Source organism: Porcincola sp. LCP21S3_C12 (assembly GCF_052118625.1).
In the GTDB taxonomy this organism is placed as follows: Bacteria; Bacillota; Clostridia; order Lachnospirales; family Lachnospiraceae; genus Porcincola.
On record NZ_JBQKGW010000004.1, the window covers coordinates 51666 to 72021 of the forward strand.

Here is a 20356-nt window from a genome sequence, read left to right on the forward strand (position 1 = left end):
CAGCTTTCACAAAAAAAACACGGGATCCTCTCATCGGAATCCCGTGTTTTTTCTTTGCTTAATTTTTGCTGAACAGGCCCTTCACCCAGTCAAAGGCCCTCTTGTACCAGGCATCCGGCTTCAGCTCCGCGCCGTACTTGTCACACTGATACGATTCTGCATTTCCTCCTCCTGCATCGTACTTCAGGTGGTAGTAATGCGTGTCGATGTGGATGCCCCGCACACCGTCGATCATACAGTGCGGCTGGATCTTAATCCGCCCGTCAAAGGCCTGTTCGGTCGGAATCTTGATCACAATCTGGAAGACACCCGGCTTGATCTCCGTTGAATCCGTCCAGGAAACATAATCGGAACCGTTCACCGTGTACCCGTACATATGAAGCGACGCCCTGAAGCCCTCCACCTTGTCGGAGGTGACATTATCGATCGTGTAGGTGATCGTCGAGGTCTTCGGATCATACTCACCATAGTGAATATCCGCCGTGACCTTCTTCAGGTTCGACTGCTCATCCATCCAGTCAGAGCTCTTCATGAGCTCGGTGTTCACATAGTCCAGCCCGTCCTTCTCAATCAGCGTATCCTTGTCGGAGAACAGATTGGTTCCCATTCCAAGGCGGTCTCCGTCGATCTTGACTCCGAGCGCTGCCAGCGTTGTCGGGAAGTTGTCGATCGTTGCAAACTCCCTGTAGTCATCACGCACCGGCTTGACAGCAGAGTTGAGATAGCAGGTATAAACCTTTCTCCTGTAATCGTAGGATGCTCCAGCGCAGATCTCCTTGTTCATCGTCGGATGATCGCCGGAGATGATAACCGTCGTGTTGTCATACCAGTCCTGCTGCTGGATCCACTTCACAAATTCCACAACCTGCTTGTCCGAGAGGTGGATCACATTCTTGTACTGATCCGGGAAGACTTCCTCATACCCGGTATCCTTGTATCCGTCCGGATAATGCGTATCGACGGTCAGCATCGTGAAGTCAAACGGCTTTCCGGAACTTCCGAGCTCCGTCAGCTTGTTCTTCGCATACTCAAAGAGCTTCGTATCCTCAAACCCCCACCAGACCTTGTAGTCGGAAGGCAGGGTGCCGTTTGTCGTGTACAGTTTCCAGTCATCAAAGTTGAAATTGCCATGTTCCGAGAAGCAGAGACGCCGCCCGCCGAATGTCGCATCGGAGCCGAACATCATCTCCATGGTGTACCCCTCTTTCGAGAGAATATCGCCCAGGCAGGTCAGGTTCGGGAAGAACGAATCCTGCGTGTTCATGAAGTTTGTTCCGACACCGTTGATCTCAATCGGGATCTTCAGCGGAAGTCCGCTTGTCGCGGCCCACATGCCTGCCATCGTCCATGTGCTGTACTTGAGCGCATTGCCGCCGTCCAGCTTTGTCGACTGATCCTTCCCGGCGAAATCAACATTATCGGTATCCTTCGCAAGCTCTGTCAGCTCCGGAATCAGGCTTTCATCGAAGAGACCTCCGCTGTCCTTGTCAGAGTAGGACATCTCCATCGATTCCAGAAAGATGTAGATCAGATTTCTTTTCTTCTCCGGGAACGTCAGGGTTGTCGTCGCCGGATCGACATAATTGTCCTCGATGTAAGTGGATTTTTCTCCCATGGAGGCAATCCGCTGTCCGATTCCCAGCTTGCTCCAGATTCTGCTGATCTGGATACTCCCGAAGACGACTGCGGCGACCGTGACTGCCGGAAGGAGGAACCTTCTGATCAGCCGTCTGGCCTTCGTATTTTTTTTCGCATAATCCTTCCGGATTGCCTCTTCCTTCTCCGGTGAAAGCTCCGCTGCCGCGCGGATTGTCTTTCCGTTTTTATCCTTCTGCTTTTTCGCCTTCGGCGGCTGCTTGGGCATCAGGAAGAGATGATAGACCGCAATCAGTACAGCCAGAAGAATGACCGGCCCCACAACACAGTATCCGATGTATCCCCAGATGATCCCGGAGTCTGTTCCCTTCAGCGGCTGGGTGATCGTAAACATCACCTCATCCAGCGACAGATCTCCCCACTCATCGGTGACCCACTTTGCCGACAGCCCGGCAATCATCATAAACATCATCAGGAAATACAGCAGGAAACGGATGACTCTCCATCTCGCTTTCTCCCGGATCAGCGGTCCGCCCGTCGATGCCGCAGGTTCATTCTCCACGCCTGCCTGTTTCGAGTCGGCTGATCGCCTGGCTGCCTGCTCACTCTTACCGGCTGTCCCGGGCATCCCCTGTCCTTTTGATTCAAACCCGGCATTCGTTTCCCGGTTCTCCTCTTGTCCCTTCAAATCCTTCTCCTCACTCATCCGCATCTGCCTTTTCTATGCTGCCTGGCCATTCTGCCTGCTGAAGTCAGGATGATCGGTTCATGTAACGATCGTGACTTCTGACGGCTATCTGCCCCCGGCTCCCTGACTGATAAAGTCCTGCCGCATGCGCCGAGTATTATAACAGCTAAAAAGCGGGATAACAATGAACTTTCTATGAAAATTATCATAAAATCAAATCGTCCGGGATACGATATAGCGCGGTCTCCGCTTTGCCTCCTCGTAGATTCTGGCAACATAATACCCGATCACCCCGAGCGAAATCATGATGATGCTTCCCGTCAGAAGCACCAGGAGGATCACTGTCGTGAAGCCTTCCACTGCGTGTCCGGTGAAATAACGGATAAGTGTCTGGATCCCCAGGATGACTGCAAAGGCCAGAAATGCCACACCCGTCCAGGTCACACACTGCATCGGGGCCGTTGAATAGCCGGCGATGTTGCTGATCGCGTAGTGGATCAGCTTCCGGGTCGACCATTTTGAAACACCGGCTTCCCGCTCCTGGACATCGAACTCCACCTGTGTCTGCCGGAATCCGATCCAGGCACTCATCGCCCGGAAGAAGGCATTCTGCTCCGGCATGTCAAGCAGCGTGTTCACCGCTCTTCTGTCGAGCAGCTTGAAGTCAGAGGCGCGTGACATATCGATCTTTGTCGCTCTTGACATCAGGCTGTAAAACATTCCTGCCGCTGCCCTGTGCGCGCCGCTCTCCTTCCCGCGGCTCTTCTTGACCCCCTCGATGACCTCGTAGCCCTGTTCCCAGAGCCTGTACATCTGAATCAGGGTCTGCGGCGGATGCTGCAGGTCACAGTCCATCACAGCCGCACAGTCTCCCTTTGCGGCTGCAAGTCCCGCGAAGATTGCCGCTTCCTTGCCGAAGTTCCTCGAGAAGTGGACACCGTGTACCCGTTCATTTGCCTGATGGGCGGTCAGAATCTCACTCCAGGTCAAGTCCCCCGAGCCATCGTCCACAAAGACAAGCTCATAGTCAATGTTTTCACTCTCCAATACCTGCGCCAGAACCTTTGCTGTCTTCGGAAGCATCGCTTCCTCATTGTAGGCCGGCAGAATCACCGATAACGATGGCATGGCCGCTCCTCCTGCTGATCCGTTCTCTGTTTTGTCTCCCAGTGTTGTTTTCATATCATGTACCAGCCCCCGCCTGTCAGGCACTTCGTTCTGCCTGCTTTTCCTTCTTCCGGAAAATAATCAGCTTCGAGAACACATAGTTCAGGATCACGACCAGAACACTGACGGCCACCTTGGCGAGCATCCCCTTGACCCCGAACAGCTTCTGATTCAGTCCGGCTTTCACCAGAAGCGGGACACCGGCCATCTCAATGACGCCGGTCGCAAGCCTTGCCGAAAAAAAGAGGGCAACTTCCCGAAGGACGAACCCGATTTTCCAGCTGCAGGAATGAAAAACCCAGACTTTATTGGTCAGGTAGGCGAAAATGACCGCGCAGACCCACGACAGTATGTTTGAAACCGTGATGCCCATCCCAAGGTTTCTGGCGAACAGAGCATAGGTCCCCCAGCTCACAACCGTCGTGAGTCCGCCCATCACAAGGTAACGGATGATCTCTCCGAGATCCATCCTGCCTGAGCCTTTGCTGCACCCGTTATCAGGCGCTGTCTTCTTCTCTTCCTCCATCTCTCCTGCCCTCTTATCGTCTTCCGCGTCTTTCGCTTTTCTCCATCTGCATCTGCCCTGTGCGGCTCTCTTTCTCTTACCGGTTTTCCTGGGTTTTTCATCTCACACATACCGGCCAGTTGATGGTTCCCCCCATATCCCAGTCTGACTGCAGCTTCAGAGACTATACCACAGGATCACCCCTGCCGGCGGCCTGATTACAGTCCCTGAACGCTGCCGATCCCAAGGGAACGGCAAGCCGCCTGAAGCTGCTCCTCAAACTGCGGGTAGAAATCCTTCTCTGTGTCAAAACCGGCCAGATAGCACTTTTCCAGTATCTGCATGCAGACAATTTTCCGCAGACGATCCTGCACAGCATCCGTGTACCCTGAAGCAGTCCCTTGCGTCTGCGCGGCGCATGTGCTTCTGGCAGCTGTCCCCTGCATCTGTGCTGTTCCCATGCTTCCTTCCCCGGTTCCGCAGCACGCCTGCGCGGCCTTCAGGAAGGCGTGCCAGGTTCTGCAGTATGCCTCGTATCGCGAAAGATCGGGAATGCCCAGCCATTTTTTCACCTTCACCTTGCTGCCGGTACAGTGTGTACACTCTCCGGTCTGCAGGATGTAGGAAAAATCTCCGTCCTCCCAGCAGCGCCCGAGCGGATAAAGCCTGCAGATTCCCGGGCGGTACGTGTGGATCTCACATCTCCCATCCGCCCCCAGATAGGGACATACGCCTCCTGCCATGGCCAGCACCGGCTGAATCAGCCCGTCGATCACCTCAAGCCTGACTGTCACGTTCAGCAGCTTCTCCAGGCCGCAGCCTGCAGCCTTCTTCAGCTGATAGATGTCCCATGGATCCAGCACGATCAGCGCGTCCATCCGGCAGCAGTCACAACAGCCCAGACAGCCATTTGTCCCGATCTTCACCAGATCATCCGCCCTGTACCGCCTTCCATCCGAAATCTCCTCGATCGACTGTTCACGTCTCATCCGGCACCTCCATCAACTTTGAGAAAATCGGAAGCGCATTGTACAGGTACCGGGTTGTCCCGTGACTTCCGTGGTGCACCTCTCCTTCCCCGATTTCAAAAACAACGTTGGCGGCCGTCCCGCCATCCCCGAAAGAAAAGAATTCCGGATGATTCTTCTCATCCCGCACCTGCGCCTCCACGACGCCCAGTGCGAAATCCTTCGACCCGACGCAGGAATACAAGAAGAAATCATCCTTCGTGTATCCCTGGGCAGCGACCGCGTCCATGATGTACCTGGCGCCGAAATCGGCCATCGTTCCGCTCTCCTGCGCGTCCGGTCCCCAGTACAGGGAACCGCTCATTCCCAGAAATGAGTGAAAATAGTCCAAGCAGTCGCAGAGACGGTAGTACGTGGTGACGCTTCCCATCAAAAAACCGCCGAAGGCTCTCTGCCACCTGGATGCCCTCAGACCGGCCTCATCGGCCGTCTCCGCACAGGTGCTGTAGTGGCTTTCCACCTGAGGAAGCACGTCCCGGCGCAGCTCGTCCACAAACCCTTTGGTATATTCCGCGTCCCAGTCAGCCTCCCGTTTCTGTCCCTGCTTCGGATAGTAGGTCAGTCCTACAAAGATCATCGGCTTGATCTCTCCGAGGGCAATCATGTTGTCGACAACATATTTGAGCTCCTTCGGCTGGAGCGGGGAACCGAAAAACCGCTCAGCACTTCCGCCCGCCCCATGCATGAGGTAAAAAATCGGGTATCTTTCCGAGGGGTCATATCCATACGGGAGATAGACCTCCGCGTACTTTCGGATCTCCTTCTCTTCCCTTCCGTAAAGGCCATACGTGTTTGTCGTGTACCAGAATTTTTCGATTGTACCGCTTTCCGCAGGCTCATAGGTATAAGCCGCCGGCACCTCGTCCATCGACAGCCCCACCTTCGTAAGGCCGCCATCTTCCTGATCAGACTGTGTTCTGACCATCAAAGTGGATCTGACACTGCGGCGGGCTGCCGCCTTCGGCGCCTGAGCATGGAGGAAGCTCTTCCTTCTTAGAAACAGCAGCAGGACCGCCACGCCAAAAAGACCCAGGAGCAGGCCGCACCGAATTTGCTTCCTGCTCCTGAGTCCTGTTTTCTGTCCGGGATGATTCGATCTCTTCATGTCCATCTCCTTCGTCTGCGCAGACAGTCCATGCTGTTTTCCCTGACAGTCGAATCAGTCAGCCTTCCTGCGGTTCCGCATAAGAGGCCACGATGCCGGTCAGGATCTTCACCTCGTCATCCATGTCCTCGGCCGTGATGTGCTCAAACGGGCCATGGAAGCCATAGCCGCCCGTCCCGAGATTCGGGCAGGGAAGCCCGCGGAAGGAAAGCGCTGCACCATCCGTCCCGCCGCGCACAGGGGCGCTGTCCGGGGTGATTCCAAGTGCTGAAATTGCCTTTTTTGCGTTCTCGACCAGGTGCATGCAGGGCCGGATCTTCTCTTCCATGTTCCGGTACTGCTGCTTTATGGTGAGCTTTACGGTTCCCTCCCCGTACTTCTCATTGATCGTTTTTTCGATATGCCGAAGAAGATCCAGCCTTGCCTGGAAATGCCCTTCGCTGTGGTCTCTCACCAGGTAGGACACCTCTGCCTTCTCCACCGTCCCGCTGATGCTCTCCAGATGGAAGAACCCTTCCCGTCCTTCCGTCAGACGCGGGATATCCGCTGCCGGAAGCATCGCGTTGATCTCGCAGGCGACAAGACCGGCATTGATCATCAGGTCCTTTGCGCTTCCAGTGTGGACAGAAACCCCGCGGATCTCGAACTGTGCGCCTGCCGCGTTGAAGTTTTCATAGGTGATCTCGGAGGTCGCCCCGCCATCCACCGTGTAGGCATAGTCTGCGCCGAACTGCTTCAGATTGAACAGATGCGCCTCTGAGCCAATCTCCTCATCCGGCGTAAATGCAATCGAGAGCGGCCCGTGCGGAAGCTTCTGGTCTCTCAGCGTTTCAACCAATGTCAGAATCTCTGCGATCCCGGCCTTGTCGTCCGCCCCGAGCAGGGTCGTCCCGTCGGTCGTAATCAGGGTCTTCCCCTTCATCTGCGTCAGCTCCGGGAAGTCCGCCGGATCCAGCACCTTTCCGTCCCCGAGCGCAACCGCCTTTCCATCATAGTGTTCATGAATCTGCGGCCTGACATCCTTCCCGGAAGCGTCCGGCGCGGTATCCATGTGTGCGATGAACCCCAGCTTTGTCCGGTTCTCCAGTCCGGGTGTCGCCGGAATATGGCCGGTCACGTAGCCATTCTCATCAAGGCCGGCATCCCCGATGCCAAGACGCTTCATCTCTTCCACCAGGATTCTGGCCAGATCCAGCTCCCGCTCCGCACTCGGCGAGCAGGCTTCATTCTCCGGATCGCTTGTTGTCCAGACCCTCGCGTACCGGAGCAGTCTCTCATATGCTCTCATCTGCCACTCCTCTTCTCAGGCCTTCAGGAATGCCATGTATGCATTTCTCGCCTCAAAGATATCCGCCTTGCTCGTGACCTCCATCGGTGCGTGCATGTTGAGCACAGCGACCCCGGCATCGACCACGTTCATCGCGTATGCCGCGGAAATATAGGCGATGGTTCCGCCGCCGCCCACATCCACTTTGCCAAGCTCTGCTGTCTGGAACGCGACATCCGCATCATCCATGACCTTGCGCACCCAGGCGAAGTACTCGGCATTGGCATCGTTGGAGCCGGACTTTCCGCGCGCCCCTGTATACTTGTTGTACACAATCCCCTTGCCGAAGTAGGCGGAATTCTTCTTCTCATAGGCCGAACCGTAGAGCGGATCATATGCTGCGGAGACATCACTTGAAAGCATCCTGCAGGCAGAAAGGCATCTGCGGAGCTTCAGCTCGCTGTACTGTCCGCATCTGTCCATCAGCTCTGCTGTTGCATTCTCGAAGAAGTGAGAGTGTGCGCCTGTTGCGCCGACGGAACCGATTTCCTCCTTATCCGTCAGCAGGCAGCAGCTTGTATACTCCGGGTTCTCGCTGCGCAGAATCGCATCCAGCGAGGTGAAGGCGCAGACGCGGTCGTCCTGCCCGTATGCTGCGACCATGCTGCGGTCAAGGCCAAGGTCTCTCGCCGGGCCTGCCGGCACAATCTCCAGCTCCGCAGAGAGGAAGTCCTCCTCCTCCATCCCATACTTGTCCTTCAGGATATTGAGAACCTGCTGCTTCACCAGATCCTTCATCTCTTTCTTTCCGCCGTCCGCATCGCCCTTCTTATTGTCTTCAGCAAGCGGCTTCGATCCGACCAGGACATCCAGATTCTCGCCCTCGATGGCCTCCGCAAGGGTCTTGCCCATCTGATCCTTTGAAAGATGGATCAGCAGGTCGCTGACACAGAATACAGGATCGGACGCATCCTCCCCGACATTCACCTTCACAACGCTTCCGTCCTTCTTCGCGACGACGCCGTGAATCGCCAGCGGAATGGTCGTCCACTGGTACTTCTTGATGCCGCCGTAGTAGTGCGTGTCAAGAAATGCCAGCTCCGTATCCTCGTAGAGCGGGTGCTGCTTGAGGTCCAGCCTCGGCGAATCGATGTGCGCTCCGAGGATTCTCATCCCGTCCTCGAGCGGCTTTCTTCCTATTACATAGAGGACCACCGTCTTCTTCATCCAGACCGCATAAACCTTGTCCCCTGCCTTCAGCGTTTCACCCTCTTCAACAATCTTTCTGAGATCGCGGAAGCCTGCACGCTCCGCTCGGGAAACCGCCTCCGCGGCAAACTCCCGCTCCGTCTTGCAGCGGGAAAGTGTATCCTTATAATCCTCGCAGAGGCTGCTGAGGCTTTCAAGCTGCTGCGCTGTATATGTTTTCCATCTGTTCTCCCGTTCCATTTGTTCCTCCTTCTGTCATGCAAACCATCGTATCAGCGGTCTGTTCCGTTCTTCGATTCTGGAACCGATTGTCCGGAATCCGCCACAATTTCCTGCGCTGTCTGTCAGTCCCGCGGATTTCTGTAATCGGTCACGACCTCCGTGACCTCATCCACGTACGGCCAGATGCTCTCGACTTTCGTCTGCCCCGTCAGATAAATCTCCATTCCATCCTGTGCCTGATCCAGCAGGGCCGTCAGATCCTCCTGTTTGAGGGCGCCGATGTTGAACAGCCCCAGCACCTCGTCCAGGATCAGGACATCGCACTCCCCTGTTGAAACCACCTTCTTTGCAAAGCTGTAACCCGTCCGGAAATGGATCAGTTCCTCGTCCTTCTCCAGCTCCGTGAGCTCGCTGAACGGCTTTGCAAACTTGTCAAATGAAAAAAGCTTGATCTCCGGCTCCAGTTTCTTCAAAAAATCCAGGCCTGCGGCCTCTTTTCCCTTCATGAACTGGATCACGAACACACGTCTTCCCGAGCAGGCCGCCTTGACCGCCTGTCCGATCGCAGCGGAAGATTTCCCGCTGCCCTCTCCACAATAGATGTGGACATAACTCTTTCCCATGCCTCAAACCCTCTCCGATTCAGGCCTGCTGGCAGGCCGCCGCCGTGCCCCTGCGGAATACTCTGTACCATCACGCCGCCCGGTACATCTCTCTGAGCTGCCCTCTGCCCCTGCGGAATGCTCCGCAGCCGTAAATCGTCCTGAATCGATAAAAAGCAATCAATCTTCCAGCATCGATATATATACACTAGAAGGCCTGCAAATGCAAGGTTTCCCGGTTTCGCTTGCATTCAGAAGTTTTTATGATAGAATATCTGCGGTATTTTTATCAGAAATGTTGAATGTACGCAGCTTTGATCACAGCCGCGCAGGGAAGGAAGCTTTATGGTAAGAGAAGATGTGAGAAATGTTGCCATCATCGCGCACGTTGACCACGGCAAAACAACGCTGGTCGACTGCCTGCTGAGGCAGAGCGGTGTGTTCCGCGCAAACCAGGAGGTCGTTGACCGCGTCATGGATTCCAACGCGATCGAGCGCGAGCGCGGCATCACCATTTTGTCCAAGAACACAGCCGTCACCTACAAGAACACGAAGATCAACATTGTGGATACCCCAGGTCATGCGGACTTCGGAGGTGAGGTGGAGCGTGTCCTGAAGATGGTCGACGGTGTCATTCTTCTTGTCGATGCTTTCGAAGGCCCGATGCCGCAGACACGCTTTGTTACCGAAAAGGCACTCGCCCTTGACCTGCCGTTTGTCATCTGCGTCAACAAGATCGACCGCCCGGGTGCGCGCCCGGATGAGGTCGTCGATGAGACACTTGAGCTTCTGATGGATCTGAATGCCTCTGACAAGCAGCTGGACTCCCCGTTCGTTTTCGCCTCCGCGAGGGAAGGCTTTGCAGTGAAGGATCTGAATGACGAGCGCAAAAACATGGCGCCGCTGTTCGATACCATCCTGGAGCACATCCCGGCGCCGGAGGGAGATCCGGATGGACCGCTCCAGATGCTCATATCCACAATCGATTACAATGAGTATGTCGGAAGAATCGGCATCGGAAAGATCAGCCGGGGTACCATCCGCGTCAACCAGGATGCTCTTCTGGTCAACCATCACAACAAGGACAAGCATGAAAAGGTCCGCATCACCAAGCTCTATGAGTTTGACGGTCTGAAAAAGGTTGATGTGCCGCAGGCTTCGATGGGCTCCATCGTCGCCCTTTCAGGAATCGAGGACCTGCATATCGGGGATACCGTCTGCGATCTCGGTACGCCGGACGCGATTCCGTTCCAGAAGATCGAGGATCCGACCATCTCCATGAACTTCTGTGTCAACGACAGTCCATTTGCCGGCCAGGAGGGCAAGTTTGTCACCTCCCGCCATCTCAGAGACCGTCTGTACCGTGAGTTGAATACGGATGTCTCCCTCCGTGTCGAGGACACCGACAACACCGATACCTTCAAGGTTTCCGGCAGAGGTGAGCTTCACCTGTCCGTCCTGATTGAGACGATGCGCCGCGAGGGCTATGAATTCGCAGTCTCCAAGGCGGAGGTCATCTACAAGACAGACGAGCGCGGCAGAAAGCTCGAGCCGATGGAAATTGCCTACGTCGATGTTCCGGACGAATTCTCCGGCACAGTCATCCAGAAGCTGTCTCTCCGGAAGGGTGAGCTTCAGGGAATGGGCAAGACATCGGACGGAAGAACCCGTCTGGAGTTTGAGATTCCGTCGCGCGGCCTGATCGGATTCAGGAATGATTTCATGACCGACACGAAGGGCACGGGGATCATCAATACCATTTTCGAGGGCTACTCTCCTTACAAGGGAGACCTGTCCTACCGCCCGCAGGGCTCGCTGATCTCATTTGAGACCGGTGTCGCGGTTGCTTACGGCCTGTTCAACGCCCAGGACCGCGGAATTCTCTTTGTAAAGCCGGGTGACAAGGTGTACTCCGGCATGGTCATCGGAGAGTCCAACAAATCGGAGGATGTGGAGCTGAATGTCTGCAAGACCAAACACCTGACCAACACACGTTCCTCCGGAGCTGACGAAGCTCTGAAGCTCGTCCCGCACAAGGAACTGTCGCTTGAGCAGGCCATCGAGTACATCGATACCGATGAGCTTTTGGAAGTCACACCGAAGTCCATCCGGATCCGGAAAAAGATCCTCGATCCGCTTCTGAGAAAGAGGGCCAACATTGCCCGCACGCAGAGAGCGCAGGCGGAGGCCAATCACTGAGAATCGATCTGAAGAACGGCTGCTTTCACAAAAGGGCCGCACGGGTTTTGCCCGTGCGGCCCTTTTTTCTGCCCGGATTTCCTGTTTTAGATCGGAGGCGCATCGGCTCCGAACGTCCCTCTGCCGCAAGGTCTCTTATACGCCGCCTTCATAAAAAAGGGCGGTGCACCAAATGCGCACCGCCCACCGGTATTCTCTTGCTTTGTCTGCCAGCTCACAGACTCAGATGATTCCGGAGCTTTCTCCGACATCTTCCGGAAGACTTCCCCGGAATGGTTTACTGCTTGTCCTCGCCGTAGATATGCTCAACCATCTGATGCATCACAGCTGCAGAAGCCTTCAGCTTTTCAAGCTCCTCATCTGTCAGCGGAAGGATGATCTTCTTCTCAACACCGTTCGGGCCGACCAGGCAGGACACGGAAACGCAGACATCTCTCAGGCCGTACTCGCCATGCATCATGGTGGAGATGGTCGTGACTGAATTCTCGGAGGAAAGGATCATGCGGCAAAGCTTGACGACGGAGACTGCAATCGCATAGAAGGTTGCACCCTTGTCTGCAATGATGACGCCGCCGGACTTGCGGACTGTATCAATGATGCGGTCCGGATCAAATTCTGCATCCTTGTTTTTCGCATAGGTCTTGTAATACTCAGCAACCGGCACGCCAGCCACATGTGCTACAGACCACGGAACGAAGGAAGAATCGCCGTGCTCACCGAAGACATAGGCATGAACGTTCTTCGAGGAAACGCCGCACTCGTCTGCAATCAGATGTCTCAGTCTCGCAGAGTCAAGCTGTGTGCCGGATCCGATGATCTGGCTCTCCGGAATTCCGGACTCCTTCATGAACACATAGGTCAGGATATCGACAGGATTGGAAACGATGATGTACTTCGCATATGGGCACACCGGAGCGATCTTACCCGCAATGTCACGCATGATGCCGACGTTTGTCTTTGCAAGATCCAGTCTGGTCATTCCCGGCTTTCTTCCCATGCCGGACGTAATGATGACGATGTTGGATCCCTTCGCATCTGCGTAGTCACCCGAAGTGACGCTGATCGGATCACGGAATGCAGTGGACTGCACGATATCAAGTGCCTCGCCGTTTGCCTTTTTCTCGTTGATGTCGATCAGAAGGATTTCTGTCGCAAGCGTCTCAAGTGAAAGTGTGTAAGCGATTGTTGCTCCTACGGAGCCTGCTCCAATAATTGTAATTTTGGTTGCCATATTCGTTCCCTTCCTGAATTGTCTATGTGACTTTCCAACTCTAACAGAGAAATCATGTATGAATCTTCATACATCTCACGCATCATAGCATGATGTGAAAACATTGTCAATGAAGCTACTGGATGTGTTCCGCCAGTACATTCGCCTGGCTCTCGATGTGCTTCTGGAGCTCCTGAGCGGCACGATCCTCGTCATGCGCCTCAAGCGCACTTATGATGTTCCGGTGCGCCTGCACCAGGATCGGGTAGGTCTCAGGATCCTTCAGGTTCTCCAGCCTGTACCGGTAAAGCTCCTCCCGCAGCTGCGTCAGGGACTGGGTCAGGCGGCGGTTATGCGCCGTCTCCGTGATCCGCTCGTGAAATTGAACGTCCAGCCGGGCAGATGTCTGCATGTCGTTTTTCTCAAGGGAAAGCTCGAATTCCTGCTCCAGCTTTTTCAGCGTCTGGATCGTCAGCTCATCCATGTTGCGGCATGCCTTGCGGACCGCGAGCTCTTCCAGTGCCTCCCGGACCTCCAGCGCATCTCTCAGATCAGATTCCTTGATCGGTTCGACAATGGTTCCCCGCCGCACGCTCATCCGCACGAGCCCTTCCATGCTTAAAAGCCGCATCGCCTCCCGCACCGGCGTCCTGCTCACACCCAGGACACTGCTGAGCTGAAGTTCCATCAGCCTTGTCCCGGGTGGAAGCGTACCTTCCAGTATGGCATCGCGAAGCGTGTGGAAAACCACATCCCTGAGCGGAAGTGAATCATCTGCCTCCAGTTTCAGTTTATCAATCGCCGCTTCTGTCATATGTATCTGTTCTCCTGTTATAAGGTCTTGTGAGGCAGACGAAAGATGCATCTGTCCCCCGTGCAAGAGCATCCCTTGCCGCTTCCGCCTTCCTGTCGTCATCAAAGATGCCGAATACACTCGGGCCGCTTCCGCTCATCATGGACACCAGCGCCCCCTGCTCCAACATTGCTGCCTTGATTCTGGAAATGACAGGATACCGGACCTCGGTCACGGATTCCAGAACATTGCCGCAGAGACTGCAGACCCCTGCCAGATCGCGGTTCCGCGCCGCCTGTACCTGAGCATCCGTATCCGGGTGGCGGATATCGGCCGTCATATGAAGCGCATCGAAGACAGCCTTCGTGGATACATGGATATCCGGCTTCGCAATCAGGATCCTGCAGTCCGGGAGCGCCGGAAGCGGGGTCAGGATTTCGCCGATTCCTTCCGCAAGCGCCGTCCCGCGCATCACGCAGAAGGGGATGTCCGCACCGAGACGCTTCCCCATCTCCCTCAGCTTTTCCTGCGGGAGTCTTAATCCGAACAGCAGATTCATCGCGACCAGAACGGCCGCCGCATCCGAGCTTCCGCCGGCAAGGCCGGCGGCAACCGGGATGTGTTTTTCAAGATTGATGAAGACGCCGTCCCGGATCCCGCACTCCTCCATTACAAGCGCTGCCGCCCGGGCGGCCAGATTCGTCTGATCCGCCGGCAGGTAGCGGAGATTCGTTTTCATGCGGACCCCCGGTGCCCGCGTCGGGCTCACTGTCACCTGGTCGCTGAGCCTGACAGACTGCATCACCATTCGAAGATCATGATACCCATCCGGCCTTGTCCCGACGACATCCAGGCTGAGGTTGATCTTCGCCATCGCCCTGAGATTGATCCGTCTCATTCTTCCCCCGTTTCCATATCCAATACCGCCTGTCAGAAGGACCGCAGACTGTCGCCTGACTCATCGTTCGTCTTGTCGATCTTCCGGATCTCGACCTCGTAGGAATATCCGTCATTCCCCCGTACCGTCACAACATCCCCGACCTTGTGGCGCAGAAGCGCCTTTCCGAGTGGTGACTCGATCGTAATCTGATTCTCCAGCAGGTTTCCCCGCATTGACGTCACGATCCGGTAGGTTTCCTCCTCCTCCATGTCCCTGTCATAGACTGTTACCGAGTTATTCACCCCGACCTCGTCATCGGCGCTCTGGTCAGATATGACAATCGCGGTCTTCAGAACATTCTCAAGATACCGGATGCGGGACTCATTCTCCCCTCTGAACTTCTTGGCCGCGTAGTACTCAAAGTTCTCGCTGCGGTCTCCCTGCGCCGCAGCCTCGGCGATTTCCTTCGCCGCCTGATGCCTGACGACAACCTTGCGATGCTCCAGCTCCTTCTGAATTTTCTCCACATCGCCTTTTGTCAGTTTTTCTCTCCGCATTGCACTGATTTCCTCACTATTACCTGAAGATCAGCCCTTTCTTGTACTGAATTCTATACATGGGCTGTCTGGACGTATTGTAACACCGATTCCCTGAATATGGAAAGAAAAGAAATCATAAGAGCGTGTCCAGCGGAAGGCTTCTCTGCGAAACGGCTCCGTTCTCCCCATGAACGAGAATATTTGTGTGGGTGAATCCGCAGGCGGCTGCCTGGTTCACAGCCCTGTCAAAAGCCCCGTTCAGCAGCTCTGCCTGATGGGCATCGGAATTAATCAGGATCTCCCCGCCCATGTCATGAAGCGCCCGCAAAAAAAATGAATTCGGATAGAACTCCCTTTTCAGCCCTCTGTTGACCGCACCGCAGTTGATTTCAAACGGCACGCCTTCCTCCGCCAGATATGCCATCGTTTCAAGCGCCGGCCTGGTATACCTTGGATCTGTCTCATCCAGCACGTGCATCTGATCGTTGAACTTCGTGATCAGATCAAAATGTCCGATGAAGGTACAGTGCAGTCGATCGTATACCTGCGCTTCCGTCTCATAGTAGCACCTTGCCAGCTGATAGAAATCGCCTCCGAAATATCTGTCCGCCAGAAGCTGAAGGTCTTCAGGGGAGGCATCCACCGACAGCGGGCGCTCGCTTCCGGACCGATTCCGGCCGCCTTCCGGCTCGCAGGCACCTCCGTTCGAAGGCTGCAGCCCCGCACCTTCATAGCCCCGGTTGCATGCCACGTCCGGGAAATGAGTGGAGCCGATCGTGTATTCCACCTGCCGAGCATACACCGGGTTGTAAACCGTATCCAGCTCGATTCCGATCAGGATGTCGATCTTTCCTCTGTACTGCTCCTGCAGGGCATGAATCCTGTTTCTGTACAGATTCATGTCCATATGATTATCCGGATCCATATGGCCGGAGAAACCGAGCTGTGTAAAGCCCAGTGAAACAGCCCGCCGCGCCATATCCTCCGGTGTGCTGCTGCCATCGCACAGTGTAGTGTGTGTATGGAAATTTGCCCTGAGCATATTGATCCTCCTGAGGTCGATGAAAATCCGCCGGACGCCATGAATCTGCCGCTGCTTGCGTGCAGGCATGCATGGTGCCGGACTTTTGACACTGTAATCAAAATATCCGCTTCTGTAAAGGTACTAAGTATACAGCAGATATGATATCATCTTTACAAAAATCATGCCGCCATACAAGGGCGGAAGAATGGAGACTGGATTATCATGAGGCTTCGAAATATTCCCGGCGCGCGCGAGGAAATCGCGGCGGACCGCTACGTGATTCCGGAAGACCTGCAGACCACCCTGAAGGGGAACTGGGCGGGGCGTTTTGGAACAGCTCCCCGCCCCCTTTATATTGAAATCGGAATGGGAAAAGGAAAGTTTCTGACCAGGCTTGCGCAGCAGAACCCGGACATCCATTACATCGGGATTGAGAAATACTCCTCCGTCCTTGTCCGCGCCGTCCGTCTTCGGGAGGCGCTGGAAGCGCAGGGTACCATCCTGGACAATCTTCTTTACCTGCGGATGGACGCGGAGAAGCTGACCGACGTATTTGCCCCAAAAGAAGTCGCACGGATCTATCTGAATTTCTCAGATCCATGGCCGAAGGACCGCCACGCCAAAAGACGGCTTCCCGGAAGAACCTTCCTCAGGCGGTACAGGCAGATTCTCGCTCCGGACGGGCACCTGGAGTTCAAGACAGACAACCGGGCACTCTTTGACTTTGCGCTCAGCGAGGCAAGGGAGGAAGGCTGGCAGATCGATCTGTGCACGTATGATCTCCATGCGGACCCCCGGCTCTGTGCCGGAAACGTCATGACAGAATATGAGGAACGTTTTTCCGCCCAGGGAAACCCGATCTGCAAGATGATCAGCCGGCCTCCGGCTGAAAAGCACTGAGTGCCGAATATTTGTCAGATAATTACTGTAAATTGTGTCCAGCCACATTTCCCTTCGTTGTCAGACAATGACCTTCTGTCTTGAAACTGCACAAAATCAAGCCTCCTGATGCACAGCCATCCGGCCATCGGGAATTGTTTTCCACACCGTTTATCCACACACCTAAGACGAGAAAAGGCCGAAAATGTCGAGTTATACACGAACTTATCCACATTATCCACATTCAAACCCGCTCTCCGGCAGGGTTTAGGCGTTTTGTTCAATCTGATAAATCGAAGCATTTCCGTCTTTTTTGCCTGAAAACCATTGACAAATGAATGTACAATCATTTGTAGAAATTCAGGCAATATTTCTTTCAATACAAACAACTTATACCCAGTTCCCGCAGACAAGGCCGGCCTGACAAGCCGTAAGGCGCACGCGTGCCAGCCATCAGCGGCAGGGATTTACAGCAAAGGAATGACCGAATGAGAACGATTGATCACTGGAATTACGCAAAGCGGATGGTTCGTCCGCTGCACATATCAAAGACAGAGAAGCTGGCTTTCTGCCTCGGATGTGTGATGCCTGACTACAATAAATTCTCTTACATGGGCCGCCATATAAACGACTGGTCATACGGGCACAGCTATGCAGTCAGACGGGAGGAAATCGTTTCTTTTTTCGGAAAGGCTTACAGGGACAGCTGGCTGTGGTGGTATACCGCCGGGCTTCGGTTCCACTACCTTGGAGATTCCTTCTCAAGACCTCACAACCCGGCCTTTCACTATGGCAGCAAGGAGCATGTCAAGTACGAATGGAGACTTCATCATCTGACTGAAAAAATTCTCAGGACGCGGCCTTTTGATCCGGCGGCCGTAACCGGCAGCTTCGGACAGTGGCTGAGCATGCGCCATAAAGCATATATGAGAAACAGCAAGGGCATCACAGATGATGCCTACTATATTGACAGCACCCTCATGGGCGCCTGGAACTGGGTCAAAGAGAAGGTACTGCCAGCCAGCGCCACACTTGTCTGTTCGTGATGCAGGCGTGGGCCTGGCCAAACTTCCTTCCAGATGCTGCAGCAGGCAACCGTTCGCGAGAAAAACGGGGACGGTTTTTTACGCGCATAATAAAAACACCAACCCCAGAGCGAATGCTCGTAGAATCGGTGCTTTCCAATGCGCCTTCAGGGGCTCGAACCCTGGACACCCTGATTAAGAGTCAGGTGCTCTACCAACTGAGCTAAAAGCGCTTATTCTTTTTGGCGGCTCGGTGTTCTCTCTTCCGAAGCACAGAAAGAATTATATGCCTCAATCCGGAAGAATGCAAGGGGTATTCTGTTCAACTTTATCGTTATATTTCATGTGTTGTCTGATATTATTATCGATCTATATATTTTGCCGCTCTTTTTTGTCGGGCGGTGTCCTTGCGCCTCTGAAACGTTTCGTCTCCCAATGCTGTGCATTCTTTCAAAGCTGTTCATTCTTACCCGGTTGACTGCTTTGCCGAAGGCCCCGTCCGCCCGCGCTTCGAAAAAAAAGGATTCTCACGATTGCGAGAATCCTTTTCCCAGTATTCAAACTATCTGCTTACCATGCTCTGACTGCGCATACCGGATTGCGGTAGCTGATCGAGGAGATGGTGATCCCCGTTCTCTCATTCGATGCGTGGCAGACCTGGCCGTTTCCGATATAGATTGTGACATGTCCGATTCCTCCGCCGTTGTCATAGAAGAGCAGGTCACCCGGCTGGATGTCAGAAAGCGATACCTGCGTTCCGCATCCGGACTGAGCCGCCGCGTTGTGCGGAAGGCTGATACCGAAGTGGCTGAAGACTGCCATCGTAAACCCGGAGCAGTCCGCACCACCGGTCAGACTTGCCCCGCCGTACACATACGGATTGCCGACAAACTGTGTCGCATATGCCGCGATCTGAGCTCCCAGAGAAGAGGTCTGCTGCGCTTCTGTCTCCGGCGCTGATGTCTCAGCACTCGTCTCCGGTGCGGAAGTCTCCGGCGCCGATGTCTCGGCAGTCGTCTCCGGCGCGGAGGTTTCCGGCGCTGTTGTCTCAGCGGTGGTCTCCTGTGTCTGAGACGATGTGCTTCCACTTCCGATGGCATTCAGATATGCCTGATAAGCCGCAATCGCCGCATCCGCCTTTGCCTGCGCGTCTGCCTCATCCGTCGGATGATTGGCTGCATCCTGCGCCTGCAGGTATGCCTGATAGAGAGCATCTGCATCGGTCCCGACCGAGGATACCGCTGTTTCAGCCGGCTGGCTGGAAGTATCCGCGCTCTGTGACGCCTGGCTGTCTGTCGCCTGGGAGGTCCCGGCTGAAACGCCAAGCGACTGGAGATATGCCTGGTATGCGCTGACCGCTGCATCCGCTTTCTGTTTTGCGTCTTCCTCGCTGACCGGGTGCATTGCCGCATCCTGTGCCGCAAGGTACGCCTGATACAGGGCATCAGACTCGGAATTCGAGGCTGTGCTTGTATCCGTATATGTCACATCTGAAGAGCTGTCACCGGCTGAAGCAGATGGATCAGAGGAAGTGTCAGCCGGCACCGTCTCAGAAGGTGCCGCGTCGGTTGATACCGTCTCTGCCGCGTCTGTTCCCTCATACGACGCCTGGCTGTCTGCTGCGGCTGCCTGCGCCTCGCTCTGTGCCGTACTCTCAGATTCTTCCGATACAGTCATTCCGGAGCTGTATGCCGTGCTCGCATAGACATAGTCCGCGGAAACCCATCCATAGGTGTCATGGTCGATGCAGACTTTAAGCCAGTCGCCATCATCCTGGACAACCTCAAGGGAATCGGACTGAGTCGCTGTCGCAACAATATCTGAATCTGTGCTCTTGTCAGCGCGAACATTCAGCACCTTCGCCCCAACCTCCGCGGTTGTATATCCGGACGTTGCCGCGATCTGCTGTGCGTCCGACCCGGTGGCAATATACTGTCCTGCCACATACCCTTCAACATTGCCAGACTTGATCTTGTACCAGCCATTCTCGTCAACATCCTCGATCTGAACAGCATTCTTATTATTCAGGACACCGACAATCTCGCCATCCGTATCCCCGGATGCACGGACATTGATCTGGCCATCGCAAAGCGCAAAGCCTGTCGTTCCCACCATGCTTTTGTCGACTTCCGTCTGTGGAGCTGTCTCCGACTGGGCCTGTGTTTCGGTCTGAGCCGCTTCGGTCTGCGGTGCTTCGGTCTGCGGTGCTTCAGTCTGATCTTCCGACTCTGCCTTCTTCTGGTTCCCTGCATCTGCCAGCGTCCCGACTCCTACCAGCGCCACATCTCCGCCAGCATATACCGCCGCTCCTGTACCAGTGAAGGTAAGCCCTGCCGCCAGACAGAACGCTACTGCTTTTGCCATTGCCTTATTCATTGGCCATGCCCCCTTGATTCCCATATTCTTTCGGATTCTTTT

Annotated in this window: 17 protein-coding genes and 1 tRNA gene; 3 read left to right on the forward strand and 15 right to left on the reverse strand. The window is 54.9% G+C overall.

Annotated features, from left to right (window positions below; translation table 11 throughout):
* Window positions 1–58: 58 nt before the first annotated feature.
* The 8 genes from ACTQ1N_RS03260 to ACTQ1N_RS03295 form a co-directional block, all read right to left on the reverse strand.
* Window positions 59–2302 carry an LTA synthase family protein gene (locus tag ACTQ1N_RS03260; RefSeq protein ID WP_441954590.1) on the reverse strand — a complete coding sequence of 748 codons (2244 nt, stop codon included), beginning with the start codon at window positions 2300–2302 and terminating at the stop codon, window positions 59–61.
* A 195-nt stretch (window positions 2303–2497) separates the two neighbouring features.
* Entirely contained in the window at window positions 2498–3412 is a 915-nt protein-coding gene (locus tag ACTQ1N_RS03265) for a glycosyltransferase family 2 protein (protein ID WP_441954592.1), read from the reverse strand.
* 76 nt (window positions 3413–3488) lie between these two features.
* A complete protein-coding gene (locus ACTQ1N_RS03270) occupies window positions 3489–3977 on the reverse strand; it encodes a GtrA family protein (RefSeq protein WP_441954594.1) in 489 nt (162 codons plus the stop codon).
* Window positions 3978–4174: 197 nt separating this feature from the next.
* Complete coding sequence (locus ACTQ1N_RS03275) at window positions 4175–4945, reverse strand: YkgJ family cysteine cluster protein (RefSeq protein WP_441954596.1); 771 nt, start codon at window positions 4943–4945, stop codon at window positions 4175–4177.
* Window positions 4935–6089, reverse strand: coding sequence for an alpha/beta hydrolase (locus ACTQ1N_RS03280; RefSeq protein ID WP_441954598.1), 1155 nt, complete (start codon window positions 6087–6089; stop codon window positions 4935–4937). Before ACTQ1N_RS03280 ends, ACTQ1N_RS03275 begins: the two co-directional genes overlap by 11 nt.
* A 58-nt stretch (window positions 6090–6147) precedes the next feature.
* The gene (pepT, locus tag ACTQ1N_RS03285) at window positions 6148–7377 is read right to left on the reverse strand and encodes a peptidase T (protein WP_441954600.1); all 1230 of its coding nucleotides are present in this window, start codon (window positions 7375–7377) and stop codon (window positions 6148–6150) included.
* Between the two features lie 15 nt (window positions 7378–7392).
* Entirely contained in the window at window positions 7393–8805 is a 1413-nt protein-coding gene (locus ACTQ1N_RS03290; protein WP_441954602.1) for an aminopeptidase, read from the reverse strand.
* A gap of 104 nt (window positions 8806–8909) precedes the next feature.
* The gene (locus ACTQ1N_RS03295; protein ID WP_441954604.1) at window positions 8910–9410 is read right to left on the reverse strand and encodes a cob(I)yrinic acid a,c-diamide adenosyltransferase; all 501 of its coding nucleotides are present in this window, start codon (window positions 9408–9410) and stop codon (window positions 8910–8912) included.
* Between the two features lie 324 nt (window positions 9411–9734).
* On the opposite strand from ACTQ1N_RS03295, the gene typA reads away from it, so the two are divergent.
* On the forward strand, window positions 9735–11588 hold the full coding sequence (gene typA, locus ACTQ1N_RS03300) for a translational GTPase TypA (protein ID WP_441954606.1): 1854 nt from the start codon (window positions 9735–9737) through the stop codon (window positions 11586–11588).
* 277 nt (window positions 11589–11865) lie between these two features.
* Here typA and ACTQ1N_RS03305 read toward each other — a convergent pair whose 3' ends face one another.
* The 5 genes from ACTQ1N_RS03305 to ACTQ1N_RS03325 form a co-directional block, all read right to left on the reverse strand.
* The gene (locus tag ACTQ1N_RS03305) at window positions 11866–12819 is read right to left on the reverse strand and encodes an L-lactate dehydrogenase (protein ID WP_441954608.1); all 954 of its coding nucleotides are present in this window, start codon (window positions 12817–12819) and stop codon (window positions 11866–11868) included.
* A 115-nt stretch (window positions 12820–12934) separates the two neighbouring features.
* Complete coding sequence (locus ACTQ1N_RS03310) at window positions 12935–13612, reverse strand: GntR family transcriptional regulator (protein WP_441954610.1); 678 nt, start codon at window positions 13610–13612, stop codon at window positions 12935–12937.
* A complete protein-coding gene (ispE, locus tag ACTQ1N_RS03315) occupies window positions 13593–14489 on the reverse strand; it encodes a 4-(cytidine 5'-diphospho)-2-C-methyl-D-erythritol kinase (RefSeq protein WP_441954612.1) in 897 nt (298 codons plus the stop codon). Before ispE ends, ACTQ1N_RS03310 begins: the two co-directional genes overlap by 20 nt.
* 32 nt (window positions 14490–14521) lie before the next feature.
* Window positions 14522–15028 carry a transcription elongation factor GreA gene (gene greA, locus ACTQ1N_RS03320; RefSeq protein ID WP_441954614.1) on the reverse strand — a complete coding sequence of 169 codons (507 nt, stop codon included), beginning with the start codon at window positions 15026–15028 and terminating at the stop codon, window positions 14522–14524.
* Between the two features lie 115 nt (window positions 15029–15143).
* On the reverse strand, window positions 15144–16052 hold the full coding sequence (locus ACTQ1N_RS03325) for a histidinol-phosphatase (RefSeq protein ID WP_441954616.1): 909 nt from the start codon (window positions 16050–16052) through the stop codon (window positions 15144–15146).
* A gap of 204 nt (window positions 16053–16256) precedes the next feature.
* On the opposite strand from ACTQ1N_RS03325, the gene trmB reads away from it, so the two are divergent.
* On the forward strand, window positions 16257–16934 hold the full coding sequence (gene trmB, locus ACTQ1N_RS03330; protein WP_441954618.1) for a tRNA (guanosine(46)-N7)-methyltransferase TrmB: 678 nt from the start codon (window positions 16257–16259) through the stop codon (window positions 16932–16934).
* A 467-nt stretch (window positions 16935–17401) separates the two neighbouring features.
* A complete protein-coding gene (locus ACTQ1N_RS03335) occupies window positions 17402–17959 on the forward strand; it encodes a zinc dependent phospholipase C family protein (protein ID WP_441954620.1) in 558 nt (185 codons plus the stop codon).
* Window positions 17960–18098: 139 nt separating this feature from the next.
* Here ACTQ1N_RS03335 and ACTQ1N_RS03340 read toward each other — a convergent pair.
* Window positions 18099–18171 (reverse strand) — tRNA-Lys (locus ACTQ1N_RS03340).
* A gap of 337 nt (window positions 18172–18508) precedes the next feature.
* Window positions 18509–20314: a C40 family peptidase gene (locus tag ACTQ1N_RS03345; RefSeq protein ID WP_441954622.1), complete on the reverse strand. Its 1806-nt coding sequence runs from the start codon at window positions 20312–20314 to the stop codon at window positions 18509–18511.
* Between the last annotated feature and the right edge of the window lie 42 nt (window positions 20315–20356).